The organism is Microbacterium sp. 05T445 (genome assembly GCF_056395865.1).
Map to the genome: position 1 here is coordinate 477,936 of NZ_JBFTKJ010000002.1, position 12,907 is coordinate 490,842.

The following is a 12,907-nucleotide window of genomic DNA, read 5'->3' on the forward strand; positions in this document are numbered from 1 at the left end:
GACGGATCGGATGCGAGGACGAGCGGGTAGGGTGCTCACATGACGTCGCTGGCATACCTCGCTGAGGCCGGGCCTTCCGTCGGCGTCCAGCAGATCGTCGACGCGATCGAGCACGAGATCGTCTCGGGTCGTTGGAGGGCCGGGTCCAAGCTGCCCGGGGAGCGGCCTCTGGCCGACGAGATCGGCGTGTCCCGACCTGTGATCCGCGAAGCGCTGCGGGTGATCGCCGAGCGCGGTCTCATCTCGGTCGTGCCCGGGAAGGGCAGCTTCGTCCGCAAGTTCAACCCCGCCGGCGAAGGTGCCAGTGCCGATGTCCTGGTGCGCAGTTCGCCGGTGACCGCGCGGCACCTCGTAGCCGCGCGGGTGATGCTCGAGGGCGAGGCCGCTTCGCTCGCCGCCGAGAACCGTACCGACGAAGACCTCACGACGATGAAGAACCTCCTGGCGGGCTTCGACACCGTCCCGATCGACGGTGCGGCGGATCTCGATCTGGCGTTCCACGAGGCCATCGCGATCGCATCGCACAATCCCGTACTGCAGATGATGTTCGGCTCGATCCGGCCGCTCTCGCACGGCATCATGCTGAGGAGCCTGTCGGACCACGAGGTGCGTCATGCGGCGGCGCCGCTTCACGGCGTGATCCTCGACGCGATCGAACGGCAGGATGCGGCGGTCGCCAGAAGGGCGATGACCGAGCACCTGGATGCCGCCGTGAAGTACTACGGCGCGGATCTCGATCGGCCACTCGTCGAGGTCCTGCGGCAGCGCGCGACCAGCATCCCGAGTCTCGCCTCGGTGCTGCGAGACGTGAGCGCGCAGATCCCCGGTACGGAGTAGCCGCGGGCGCCGGGCAAGACCGCAACGAGGCGTCCCGCCGCGCTTCATCGCGCCTCGTTAAGAACAGCCGTTCTTGACACCTCGGAGAGGCGAAAGTCGCGGGGATCCGCGAATGGCGGCCGGTATCGTAGACCCTTGGTGTCGGTGTCATAAGTACCGACTGCCCTCCGCGACACGCAGATCCGCAACGAAAGGCACCACGTGGTCGACGAACAGCAGACCGAGGACTGGGCAACGCGAGAAGACCTCGCTGAACGGATGATCCCGATCATCGGCCGCCTGTATCGCAACCACGGTGTGGTGACGTCGCTGCACGGGCACCGCATCATCAACCTCTCGGCCACGGGCCTGCTGGGCGTGCACGAGCGTGTGAGCCAGCTCGGCCACGACGAGCTCGACCCCGCCGAGACGCTCGCCGTGCTCACCGAGCTCGAAGCCCTCGCTCCCGGCGCCTCGTCGATCGACGTGGGGCGCCTGGCGACCATCGCCCGGGGAAGCACCGAGGCGCTCGCCGACCAGCTCGCCTCGGAGCTCGCCGACGTGCTCGGCGACGCCGGCGCGAGCCCGGCCGGCGCGGACGTCGTGCTGTACGGCTTCGGCCGCATCGGGCGTCTGCTGGCCCGCATCCTGATCTCGCACGCGGGCGGCGGCAGCGGCCTCCGACTGCGCGCCATCGTGGTGCGCAAGGGCGGCGCGAACGACCTGCAGAAGCGTGCCAGCCTGCTGCAGCGCGACTCGGTGCACGGCCCTTTCGCGGGTTCGGTCTCGATCGACGAGGACGCCCAGCAGATCATCGCCAACGGCACCCGCATCCAGGTCATCTACGCGGACGACCCGGCCGCCGTGGACTACACCGCGTACGGCATCGCCGACGCGATCGTCGTCGACAACACCGGCCGCTGGCGCGACGAGGAGGGGCTCTCGCAGCACCTCCGGGCTGCCGGGGTGGCGCGCGTGCTGCTCACGGCGCCGGGCAAGAGCCCGCTGAAGAACATCGTGCACGGCATCAACGACGACGCGATCACCCCTGACGACCGCATCCTGTCGGCCGCCTCGTGCACCACCAACGCCATCACCCCCGTGCTCGCGGCGATCGACGAGGCTTACGGCGTCGTGCGCGGCCACGTCGAGACCGTCCATTCGTTCACCAACGACCAGAACCTCATCGACAACTTCCACCGTGGTGACCGCCGCGGACGCTCGGCGGTGCTGAACATGGTGATCACCGAGACCGGCGCAGCCACCGCTGTCGCCAAGGCGCTGCCGCAGCTGGCAGGCAAGCTCACCGGCAGCTCGATCCGCGTTCCCACGCCGGACGTCTCCCTCGCGGTGCTGCACCTCACCCTCGAGCGCCCGGCGACCAAGGAGCAGGCGAACGACTACCTGCGCCGCGTCTCGCTGCACTCGAAGCTCCGCCAGCAGATCGACTACGTCGAGTCTCCCGAGGTCGTCTCGACGGACTTCGTCGGCTCGCACCGCGCCGGCATCGTCGACGGTCTCGCGACCATCGCCACCGAGGACAACCTCATCCTCTACGTCTGGTACGACAACGAGTTCGGTTACTCCTGCCAGGTCATCCGCGTGCTCGAGAAGATGGCCGGCTCGCACCCGGTCGTCCGTCCTGCGCGCCGCGAGGTCAAGCTCGACGCGTAGGAGAGCGGATGCCGCGGGCTGCGGCCCTGAGAGCGCCGAGGCCTCGGTCGCTGAGCGAGCGAAGCGAGACGAAGCGTCTCCGCCCCACCCCGGTCGCTGAGGGAGCGGAGCAAGACGAAGCGTCTCCGCCCCACCCCGRTCGCTGAGCGAGCGAAGCGTCTCCGCCCCCACCCCGGTCGCTGAGCGAGCGAAGCGAGACGAAGCGTGGCTCAGCGCCCCGAGAGCGCGGCGACCAGCGGCACCAGCCGGTCCGACAGCTCGTCGGGCACGGTGAAGAACGACACGCCCGTCGCCTCGCGCAGCGCGGTCAGCGCCTCGGTGTCGCGCGCGACGTCACCCGAGAGCTGAGCCACCGCGCCGGCCTCCCGCAGCCCTTCGGGCGTGAGCCCCATGCTCTGGCGCAGCCACGCGGGCAGGTCGTCGCCGATCCCGACGAGCTGCAGGGACAGCTCGAGCGGCTCGCGGTCCGGCGGCGTCGAGGCCCGCACGCGGTCGGCGACCTCGGCCACCGCGGCGGCATCGGCCTGCGGCCCGAGGGGGAGCGCCACGGTGCACGCGTGACGGCCGGCGATCCGCATCATCCGGTCGCCGGCGGCAGCGAGGGTGATCGGCAGTTCGTCGCCGAGCCCCTCGCGCACGGCGGCGATCGTGGCCTCCACCTGGTCGACCCGCTCGCGCCCCGAGCCCCACGGCACGCCGAGGGCGGCGGCATCCCGCTCTCCCTGCGGCCTGCCCGCACCGAGACCGAGCTCGAACCGCCCACCCGAGAGTTCGACGAGCGTGCGCGTGTCGCGCACGGTCGCGGCGGGGCTGCGCAGCGGCGCGGCGAGCACCCACGTGCCCAGCCGCAGGTCGTCGGTGGCGGCCGCCACCGACGCCAGCGCGAGCAGTGGCGACGGGGTGTACACGGTGTCGGGCACGAGCAGTGCCGAGAAGCCGTCGCCCTCGAGCTGCCGTGCCTTGTCGCTCCATGCGCGGGCATCGCCGTGCGCGCCGCTGACGACGCCGAATCGGAAGGGTGTCATGCCACCCATGCTCGTCGTGCCGAGGCAAGGGCGCATCCGCCCGGGGGAGGCATCCGCTCTACTCCGCCCGGCGGACGCCGGTCACGAGTTCACGCGGATGATCTCCTGTTGGTACGGCGCGACGACTCCGCCCGAGATGCGGCAGTCCAGCACGAGGAAGCGGCGGGATGCCTCCGGCTCGGCCGCCCAGCTCGCCAGCCGGTCGAGGTCGGCAAGCGTACGAACCACGACGCCCTCGGCGCCGACGCCCTCGCCGAGCGCGGCGAAGTCGACCTCGGGGATGAGCATCGGCTCCTTCGCGAGGCCCTTGAGTCCGTAGAGGTTGACCTCGGCGCCATAGGCGGCATCGTTCCAGACGACCGCGATGCCGCGTCCGCCCGCGACCCGCACGGCGGTCTCGAGGTCGGCGAGGGCCATGAGCCCGCCGCCGTCGCCGGTGGTGAGCACAACGGTCGAATCGGGCTTGGCGTACGCGGCGCCGGCGACCGAAGGCCAGCCGAGGCCGATCGACTGGAACGCCGTGCCGACCATCGCCATGCGGTCGGGCGACGCCACGGGCCAGTACATGTTCGCCCAGCCGATGAAGTGGCCGCCGTCCGAGACGACCACGCGGTCGACAGGAAGCATCTCGGCGATGCGGGCTGCGACCGAGCGCGGGTCGAGTCGCCCGTCGGCAGCGAGGTCGTCGCCGGGCTCGTATGCCCGCAGCGGCATGAGGTCGACGGACTCGCGCCAGCCGCTCGGCGCGGCGGCGCGCTCGCGCAGGCCCGCAGCCACCGCGGCCGCGACCACGGCGGCATCCCCGCGTACGTAACCGCCGACGTGCGGGTGCGTCGCGGCGGGCGCCACGTCGACCTGGAAGACCCGGGTCCCCGGCGCGAACAGGTCGCCGAACCGCATCGTGAACTGGTTGAGGGATGCCCCGAACACGACGGCGACATCGGCTTCGCGCACCAGCTCCATGGCGCCCTCGGCGCCGAAACCGCCGGTCACGCCGAGGTCGAACTCGCCCCGCGGGAAGATGCCGCGCCCGAGCGCGGTGGACGCCGTGACCGCGCCCGTCACGTCGGCGACCTCGCCGAGCGCGTCGGCTGCGCCCGCGATCCAGGCGCCGCGGCCGGCGAGCAGGAACGGGCGCTCTGCCGTCGCCAGCGCCTCGACGAGACCGTCGATCGCTCCCGCGGCGAACGGTCCGGTGGGCACCAGCGGCGACGGCAGACGGGGCTCCGGCGCCTCGGGAACCGGTCCGGCGTCGCGGGCCGCGACGTCGTAGGGGATCGCGAGCACCGTCGGCACCCGGTAGGTGAGGGCGTGCTCGATCGCGATGATCGTGGTGGCCGCGGCATCCGCCCGCCCCACGGTGTAGGTGCGGGCGCCGACGGCCGACGCCAGCGCGATCTGGTCGACGTCCCACGGGCGCGGGCCCGACGTGGGCTCGTCGCCGACGACGAGCACGAGCGGCACGTGCGCCTGGACCGCCTCGGCGAGGGCGGTGAGCGTGTTGGTGAAACCGGCGCCGTACGTCGCCGTCGCCGCGGCCAGGCGGCCCGACGCGCGGTGGTAGGCGTCGGCGGCGACGACCCCGCCCTGCTCGTGGCGCACCGCGGTGAAGTGCACGTCGGTGGAGCGCTCCAGCGCGTCGAGGAAGTAGGCGTTGCCGTTGCCCATCACGCCGAACACGTGGTCGATGTGGCGGGCGAGCGTGAGGGCGACGTGCGCGGAGACGGAGGTGACGGGGGAGACCGCGGGCATGGCGGAGCCTTTCGAGACGGAACGGGTCAGGGAGCCGTATGTGTCTCGCGCCGATGCGCTGCGTGCCCATTTTTCGAGCACCGGCGGGCGTCGATGCCGCCGGACGTGTCGAGTATAGGGACATCCGCCAAGATGGGAGTCATGAAGACGACCCAGCTGCGCCGGTACACGCTCGTCGAGGGGGAGTACGACGCGTTCGTCGCCTGGTGGCACGAGTGGATGCCGCGGGTGCGGCCCGCCGCGGGCTTCGCGATCGAGTTCGCCTACGGCATCCCCGAGACGAACGAGTTCGTGTGGGCCGTCAGCGCCCCCGGCGATGCCGACGCCTTCCGTGCGCTGGAGCAGGAGTACATGGCCTCCGCCGGCCGCGCCGAGGCCTTCGACGGGGTTCCGCAGCGGGTCGCGGTCTCGGACACCCGCATCGTGACGGAGTTCGCGACCACCCCGTAGCGGATCCGTCTCGTTCGGTCCGCGGGGCTTCCGGTCCTCGAGCGAGCGCAGCGAGACGAAACGCCCCGTTCGGTCGTCTCCGAGGGTCTCGCGGGAAGATGTCCTGTGACCTCTTCGGACCGGCATCCGGCACGCCGCCGCGGCATCCTGATCCTGGCGTTCGCGGTGTACCTCGCGCTGCTGGCGTGGGTGGTGCTGTTCAAGCTCGAGGTGCCGTGGATCGGCGATGCCGCGGGGCTGGCCCGACCGATCAAGCTCGTGCCGTTCGTGGCGAGCGGCGACGCGGGGGCGAGTTCGCCGGTCGAGATGCTGATCAATCTGGTGCTGTTCGTGCCGTTCGGCCTGTTCGTCGGGGCGCTCGCGCCCACCTGGTCGTGGTTCACGGCCGGCATCGCCGCACTCGGGGTGAGCTTCGTGCTGGAGACGGTGCAGCACCTCCTCTCGACCGGCAGCTTCGACACGACCGACCTCATCGTCAACACGTCGGGCGCGCTGGTCGGATGGGCGATCTTCGCCGCGGTGCGTCGATCCGCGGGCGAGCGGACCTCGGCGGTCATGACGCGCACGTGCGTCATCGTCACGGCGATCGCTCTCGTCGCCGTGGTCGCATTCGTCGCGTCTCCGCTGCACTACGGCCCGCAGCGCGATGTCGTCGTGGAGCGCTCGGCACCGTAGCCCCGTCGGAGTTGCGCGATCGTTTACGCTGCGCACACCCCGGCTCGATAGCGTGGCCGCATGTCTGATCCGCGTCCGCTGAACATCGAAGCGGGCCCGGCGTGGTACCCCGATCCGACGGGCCGGTTCCCTCTGCGCTGGTGGGACGGCCGTGCGTGGTCCAGCGATGTGCACGGGCCGTCGGGGCACTCGTACGACCCGCTCGCCGGCGCATCGGGCGCGTCGGATTCGTCCGGCGGAAATGTCGGTCCCGTCGTCGGCTTCCTCGCTGCGTCGCTGTTGCCGACCGCTCTCGCAGGACTCTTGTCGGGGCTGGCCATCGCGACTGCGCTCAGCAATCCGGTCGAGGGGATGGCGACCATCTCGTTCTGGTTCATGAGTGTGCTGTTCAGCATCGCCGCCGGTGTCCTTGCGATCACGGCCCTTGCCGTGGCCTCGGACCGAGCTCTGGCGCGTCGCGCCCGTCGGACCGTGTTCGGCCTGGGCATCGGCGTGATCGCCGTCAACTTCGCTCTCGTCGTGGCGCCTCTTCTCGGCACCGTCGTCGACGGCGCGTTCGGCTAGCGCTCGGGCGCGGGTCCGTTGGGCAAGATCCCCGGTTGAACCATCCCCGCCCGGGTCAGCCGCCGAGCGCCTCGCGGATCGCCGTCGCCGAACGCGTCAGCCGTGCGGCGATCTCCGCGTCGGTGTGCGTCGTGGCGACGAACACCACCGCGATCGCCGCCGGGCCCCGGCCGCGCAGTGCGAGCGGCACAGCCACCGCCCGCAGGCTCGGGATGACCTCGTCGTGGCTGATGGCGAAGCCGCGGGCGGCGGCATCCCGGATCTCGTGTGCCAGTTCGACGCCCACCCCGCCCGGCCACGCGCTCTCGGGCACCAGCGACAGGATCGCCTTGCCGGGGGCGCCGCGGGTGACCGGATGCCGCGTACCCGGCCGCTGCGCGACGGGGTTCACCGCGTGGCGGGGCTCGATGCTCGACAGCGTCACGCACTCGTCGTGGTCGCGCACCACGAGGAAGCAGGTGGCGCCGAGGTCACCGGCGACGGCGGTCAGCTCCGGGAGCGCCTCGGCCTGCAGATCGTGCGCGACGCCTGCCGCCAGGGCAGCCATGCGCGGTCCGAGCTCGATGCGGCCTGCGGAGTCGCGCACGACGAGTCCGTGGTCCTCGAGGGTGCGCAGCAGCCGGTAGGCGACCGAGCGGTGCACCTCGAGGCGCCCCGCGATCGCGTCGATCGAGAGCGGCTCGCGGGCGTCGGCGAGCACTTCGAGAATGCGGATGCCGCGGCTCAGCGTCTGCGACGCGGGCGGGGTGGGGGCGTCAGCGGCCATCTGCGCTCACCTTCCTGGGCGTGCGGCGACCTTGCCGCCTCGGCACGGGTCGTATACGATCTGTTCAATAGTAGAACGGCGTGTTCGAATATAGAACACGTTCCTCGTAGGCCGCAAGACCTCGACACCGTCGTCCGAGGAGGACACCGATGCAGTTCCACCACCACGGCTACGTCTCCGCAGACCCGCGTGTGCAGGACGCCGCCGGCACCGGCATCGACCGCCCCGCCGAGCTTCCCGACGAGATGGACGTGCTCATCGTCGGGTCGGGACCGGCCGGCATGCTGCTCGCCGCGCAGATGTCGCAGTTCCCGGCCGTGACCACCCGCATGATCGAGCGCCGCGACGGCCGCCTCGTGCTGGGTCAGGCCGACGGCATCCAGCCGCGAAGCGTCGAGACGTTCCAGGCGTTCGGGTTCGCCGAGCGCATCGTCGCCGAGGCCTACAACATCGCCTGGATGAACTTCTGGGGACCCGACCCCGAGAACCCGGGCAACATCATCCGCACCGCGCGCACCGAGGACTACGCGTTCAAGATCAGCGAGTTCCCGCACCTCATCGTCAACCAGGCGCGCGTGCTCGACTACTTCGCCGAGGCCGCCGCGCACGGCCCCGGCCGCATCCTCCCGGACTACGGCATCGAGTTCGTCGGGCTCACCATGCACGACGAGGGCGAGTACCCCGTCGAGGTGCGCGTGCGCCACACCGCGGGGGAGCGCGCCGGCGAGGAGCGCACCGTGCGGGCCAAGTACGTCGCCGGCTGCGACGGCGCCCGCTCGGGCGTGCGCGAGGCCATCGGTCGCAAGCACATCGGCGGCATCTCGGCGCACGCGTGGGGCGTCATGGACGTGCTCGTCAACACCGACTTCCCCGACTGGCGCACCAAGTGCGCGATCAACGCCGAGGCCGGCAACATCCTGCACATCCCGCGTGAGGGCGGTTACCTCAGCCGCATGTACATCGACCTCGGCGAGGTCGCGGCCGACGACGACCACCGCGTGCGGCAGACGCCGATCGAGGAGATCATCCGCAAGGCGAACGCGATCCTGCACCCGTACTCGATCGACGTGAAGCAGGTCGCCTGGCACAGCGTCTACGAGGTCGGGCACCGCGTCACCGACAAGTTCGACGACGTGGACGTCGACCAGGGTCACGACCCCCGCGTCTTCCTCACCGGCGACGCCTGCCACACGCACAGCGCGAAGGCCGGCCAGGGCATGAACGTCTCGATGCAGGACGGCTTCAACCTCGGCTGGAAGCTCGGGCACGTGCTCACCGGCCTCAGCCCCGCGTCGCTGCTGTCGACGTACTCCGCCGAGCGCCAGCCGGTCGCGCAGCAGCTCATCGACTTCGACCGCGAGTGGTCGGCACTCATGGCCCGCAAGCCCGAAGAGATCTCCGACCCGCAGGAGCTCGCCACCTTCTACCTCGGCACCGCCGAGTTCCCGTCGGGGTTCATGACCCAGTACGGCGCGTCGATGATCGTGACGGATGCCGCGCACCAGGCGCTGGCCGAGGGCTTCCCGCTGGGCAAGCGCTTCAAGTCGGTCGAGGTCGTCCGGGTGAGCGACGGCAACCCGATCCACCTCGGCCATCACGCCAAGGCCGACGGTCGCTGGCGCATCTACGCGTTCGCCGACGCTCCCGCCGCGGGCGAGGCATCCGCCCTCTCCTCGTGGGCCGAGTTCATGGCTTCGGACGCGTCGCCGATCGCCCGGTTCACGCCGGCGGGCGCCGACGTCGACGCGGTGTTCGACGTGAAGGCGATCTACCAGCAGGCGCACGAGGATGTCGACATCTCGAAGGTGCCGGGGCTCTTCCTGCCGACCTCGGGCCCGCTCGGCCTCACCGACTGGGAGAAGGTCTACGCGGCCGCGCCCAGCGCGTGGACGACAGACGACATCTTCGAGGAGCGCGGCCTGTCACGGGGCGGCGTGGTCGTCGTCGTGCGCCCCGACCAGTACGTCGCAGCGGTGCTTCCGCTGGAGGCGACCGACGAGCTCACGGCCTTCTTCGCGGGGGCGTTCCTGCCCCAGCGCTGACCGTTCGCGGGGGGTCATGCGCACAGCGCTCCCAGACAACCGAGGCCGACGGCCGGCTGCCCACAATGGAGGGCAGCCGGCCGTTCGCGTCGGTGCATGCGCCGCGATCCGAAGGAGACGCCGATGTCCGATTCCACCCTGGTCCTCGACGAGGCCGCACTGCTGGCGCGCGTCGCCGCGCCGGAGGAGGAGGGTCGCGAGATCCTCGACGCCGCCACTCGCGAGGTCATCGGCCGGGTCCCGGTGCAGACCGCCGAGGAGCTCGACGCCGCGGTCGCCCGTGCGAAGGCCGCGCAGCCGGCGTGGGAGGCGCTCGGACACGAGCAGCGCTCCGAGCTGCTGCTGAAGGCCGCCGACGCGATCGACGCCAATGCCGAGCAGCTCGCGCGGCTGCTGTCGCGGGAGCAGGGCAAGCCGCTCAACGGCCCGAACGCGCGCTTCGAGGTGGGCGCGTGCTCGGCCTGGCTGCGTGCCAACGCGACGACCGTGCTCGAGCCGCAGGTGCTCGTCGACGACGAGACCCTGCACGCCGAGCTCGTCTACAAGGCCGCCGGTGTCGTCGGCGCGATCAGCCCGTGGAACTGGCCGATGATGATCTCGATCTGGCAGATCGGACCGTCGCTGCGGATGGGCAACACCGTCGTCATCAAGCCGAGCAGCAACACGCCGCTGAGCGTGCTGGCCCTCGTCTCGGTCATCAACGACGTGCTGCCGCCGGACGTCCTCATCGCCGTCGCCGGCCCCGGCGCGATCGGCGGGCGCCTGGCCGCGCACCCCGATGTCGCCAAGGTCATGTTCACGGGTTCCACCGAGGTGGGCCGCCAGATCATCGAGAGCTCGGCGGGCAACCTCGCGCGCCTCACGCTGGAGCTGGGTGGAAACGACGCGGGCATCGTGCTGCCCGGCACCGACGCGAAGGCCATCGCGCAGGACCTGTTCTGGGGCGCCTTCATCAACACCGGCCAGACGTGCGCGGCGCTCAAGCGCCTGTATGTGCACGACTCCGTCTATGAGGACGTCGTCGCCGCGCTCGCCGAGGTGGCCGCGCAGACGCCGATGGGACCGGGGCTGGACGAGAACAACGTGCTGGGCCCGGTGCAGAACCAGAGTCAGTTCGACATCGTGAAGGACCTCGTCGAGGACGCGAAGGCCAGGGGCGGGCGCATCGTCACCGGTGGCGAGCCGGCACCCGAGCTCGGCGAGCTGTTCTACCGCGCCACGATCGTGGCCGACGTCACCGACGGCATCGCGATCGTCGACGAGGAGCAGTTCGGCCCCGTGCTTCCCGTCATCCGGTACACCGACGTGGACGACGCGTTCGCGCGGGCCAACGCCGCCGAGGTCGGCCTCGGCGCCTCGGTGTGGTCGAGCGATCCCGACCAGGCGCGCGAGTACGCGACGCGCATGCAGTCGGGCACGGTGTGGATCAACTCCCACGGCGGCCTGCACCCGATGGTGCCCTTCGGCGGTGTCAAGGGCTCGGGCTACGGCCTGGAGTTCGGCGTCGAGGGCCTGAAGTCGGTGGCGGTGCCGCAGGTCGTCAGCGGTCCGGGCCGGAAGGGCTGACCCGTGACGACGGCGATCGTCGTCGGCGGCGGATCGGCGGGCGCGGTCGTCGCCCGCCGCCTCGTCGACGCGGGTGTCGAGGTGACGCTGCTCGAAGCGGGTGGCGAGGACACCAACCCCGCGATCCACGACCCGATGCGGATGGGCGAGCTCTGGCACAGCCCCGACGACTGGGACTATTTCACCGTGCCGCAGGAGCACGCCGCCGGCCGGCGGCTGCACCTGCCGCGCGGCAAGGTGCTCGGCGGCTCGCACGCGCTCAACGCCATGATCTGGGTGCGCTGCGCGCCGCAGGACTTCGACCACTGGGCCGCCCTCGGCAACGACGGGTGGGGCTGGGACGACGTGCTGCCGGTGTACCGGAGCATCGAGGCGTTCTCCGGTGGGGCGTCCGCACTGCGCGGGGATGACGGCATCCTCCCGGTCACCGACGCCTATCCGCTCGCCCCGATCCAGGCCTCGATCGTCGCCGCTGCCGTGGAGGAGGGGCTCGAGCACAACGCCGACTACAACGGCGACCACCTCGACGGCGTCTCGCAGGAGCAGGTCACGATGCACGTGAACGGCTCCGGCGGCACGCGTGCCAACACGTGGACCGAGTACCTGAAGCCGGTCCGGGACCGGGTCGGCATCCGCACCGGGAGTCACGTCCGCTCGGTGATCGTCGAGGACGGCCGCGCCGTGGGCGTGCGCTTCCGGCAGGACGGCGAGGACCGTGAGCTGCGGGCCGACGTCGTCGTGCTCTCGGCGGGCGCGCTCGACTCGCCCGCCGTGCTCCTGCGATCGGGCATCGGCCCGGCGGACGAGCTCGCCGACCTCGGGATCGACGTCGTGCGCGACGCACCCGGCGTCGGCCGCAACCTGCACGACCACTTCCTCGCGCCGGTGATCTTCCGCACCGACGCGAAGCCGGTCGGGCCGCCGACGCCGGGCGTCTCGGTCACGCAGACGCACCTGTTCTGGCGGTCGCTGCCCGAGCTGGAGGTGCCCGACACGCAGCCGATCCACTTCTCGGTGCCGATGTACGGCGAGACGCTGAAGCCGGCAGGCGACGACGGCTTCTCGCTCATGGCGGGCATCGTCACGCCGAAGAGCCGCGGCACGGTGCGCCTGTCGGGGGCGGGGCTCGACGACCCGCTCCTGATCGACCCGCAGGTGCTCGCCGACCCCGACGACGTGCGTTCGCTCACGGCCTCCGTGCGGCAGTGCCGCTCGATCGGCCGACAGCCGGCGCTCGCCGGAGAGTGGGGAGCCGCCGAGGTGTACCCCGGCGCGGACGTAGCCGATGACGAGCTCGACGAGTACGTCCGCCGCAACGTGGCGACCTACCACCACCAGGTGGGCACGTGCCGCATGGGAGTGGATGCCGAAGCCGTGGTGGACCCGCGGCTGCGCGTCGCCGGGATCGACGGGCTGCGGGTGATCGACGCGTCGATCATGCCCCGCATCACCACGGGCAACACCAACGCACCCGCCGTGCTGATCGGCGAGCTCGGCGCCCGGTTCCTCCTGGAGGATCTCGGACTGGCCTGAGTGCGAACACGAAGCGGGGGCGTCCATTCCGGACGCCCCCGCTG

Annotated in this window: 11 protein-coding genes; 8 read left to right on the forward strand and 3 right to left on the reverse strand. The window is 71.3% G+C overall.

Translation table 11 applies throughout. The features are described 5' to 3' along the window. Nucleotides 1–39: 39 nt before the first annotated feature. Both AC1DDU_RS11695 and AC1DDU_RS11700 read left to right on the forward strand, forming a co-directional pair. Nucleotides 40–837 carry a FadR/GntR family transcriptional regulator gene (locus AC1DDU_RS11695; RefSeq protein ID WP_477434260.1) on the forward strand — a complete coding sequence of 266 codons (798 nt, stop codon included), beginning with the start codon at nt 40–42 and terminating at the stop codon, nt 835–837. Nucleotides 838–1,095: 258 nt separating this feature from the next. Then, a complete protein-coding gene (locus AC1DDU_RS11700; protein ID WP_477436803.1) occupies nt 1,096–2,490 on the forward strand; it encodes a glyceraldehyde-3-phosphate dehydrogenase in 1,395 nt (464 codons plus the stop codon). A 209-nt stretch (nt 2,491–2,699) separates the two neighbouring features. Here the strand turns inward: AC1DDU_RS11700 and AC1DDU_RS11705 are convergent, their stop codons facing one another. Continuing rightward, on the reverse strand, nt 2,700–3,515 hold the full coding sequence (locus AC1DDU_RS11705; protein ID WP_477434262.1) for an LLM class flavin-dependent oxidoreductase: 816 nt from the start codon (nt 3,513–3,515) through the stop codon (nt 2,700–2,702). An 81-nt stretch (nt 3,516–3,596) separates the two neighbouring features. Further along, nucleotides 3,597–5,267 carry a thiamine pyrophosphate-binding protein gene (locus tag AC1DDU_RS11710; RefSeq protein ID WP_477434263.1) on the reverse strand — a complete coding sequence of 557 codons (1,671 nt, stop codon included), beginning with the start codon at nt 5,265–5,267 and terminating at the stop codon, nt 3,597–3,599. Nucleotides 5,268–5,408: 141 nt separating this feature from the next. Here AC1DDU_RS11710 and AC1DDU_RS11715 point away from each other — a divergent pair, with 141 nt between their 5' ends. The 3 genes from AC1DDU_RS11715 to AC1DDU_RS11725 all read left to right on the forward strand — a co-directional run bounded on the left by AC1DDU_RS11715 (nt 5,409) and on the right by AC1DDU_RS11725 (nt 6,956). Then, entirely contained in the window at nt 5,409–5,717 is a 309-nt protein-coding gene (locus tag AC1DDU_RS11715) for a hypothetical protein (protein WP_477434265.1), read from the forward strand. 105 nt (nt 5,718–5,822) lie between these two features. After that, complete coding sequence (locus tag AC1DDU_RS11720; RefSeq protein WP_477434267.1) at nt 5,823–6,392, forward strand: VanZ family protein; 570 nt, start codon at nt 5,823–5,825, stop codon at nt 6,390–6,392. Nucleotides 6,393–6,452: 60 nt separating this feature from the next. Then, on the forward strand, nt 6,453–6,956 hold the full coding sequence (locus AC1DDU_RS11725; RefSeq protein ID WP_477434269.1) for a DUF2510 domain-containing protein: 504 nt from the start codon (nt 6,453–6,455) through the stop codon (nt 6,954–6,956). A gap of 55 nt (nt 6,957–7,011) precedes the next feature. Here AC1DDU_RS11725 and AC1DDU_RS11730 read toward each other — a convergent pair whose 3' ends face one another. Further along, nucleotides 7,012–7,722 (reverse strand): IclR family transcriptional regulator, encoded by a 711-nt coding sequence (locus tag AC1DDU_RS11730; protein ID WP_477434271.1) that lies wholly within the window; start codon nt 7,720–7,722, stop codon nt 7,012–7,014. 149 nt (nt 7,723–7,871) lie between these two features. On the opposite strand from AC1DDU_RS11730, the gene AC1DDU_RS11735 reads away from it, so the two are divergent. The 3 genes from AC1DDU_RS11735 (at nt 7,872) to AC1DDU_RS11745 (ending at nt 12,863) form a co-directional block, all read left to right on the forward strand. Then, nucleotides 7,872–9,764 carry an FAD-dependent monooxygenase gene (locus AC1DDU_RS11735; protein ID WP_477434273.1) on the forward strand — a complete coding sequence of 631 codons (1,893 nt, stop codon included), beginning with the start codon at nt 7,872–7,874 and terminating at the stop codon, nt 9,762–9,764. Nucleotides 9,765–9,887: 123 nt separating this feature from the next. Beyond that, the gene (locus tag AC1DDU_RS11740) at nt 9,888–11,330 is read left to right on the forward strand and encodes an aldehyde dehydrogenase family protein (protein ID WP_477434275.1); all 1,443 of its coding nucleotides are present in this window, start codon (nt 9,888–9,890) and stop codon (nt 11,328–11,330) included. 3 nt (nt 11,331–11,333) lie between these two features. Then, nucleotides 11,334–12,863 carry a GMC family oxidoreductase gene (locus tag AC1DDU_RS11745; RefSeq protein ID WP_477434277.1) on the forward strand — a complete coding sequence of 510 codons (1,530 nt, stop codon included), beginning with the start codon at nt 11,334–11,336 and terminating at the stop codon, nt 12,861–12,863. Nucleotides 12,864–12,907 lie beyond the last annotated feature (44 nt).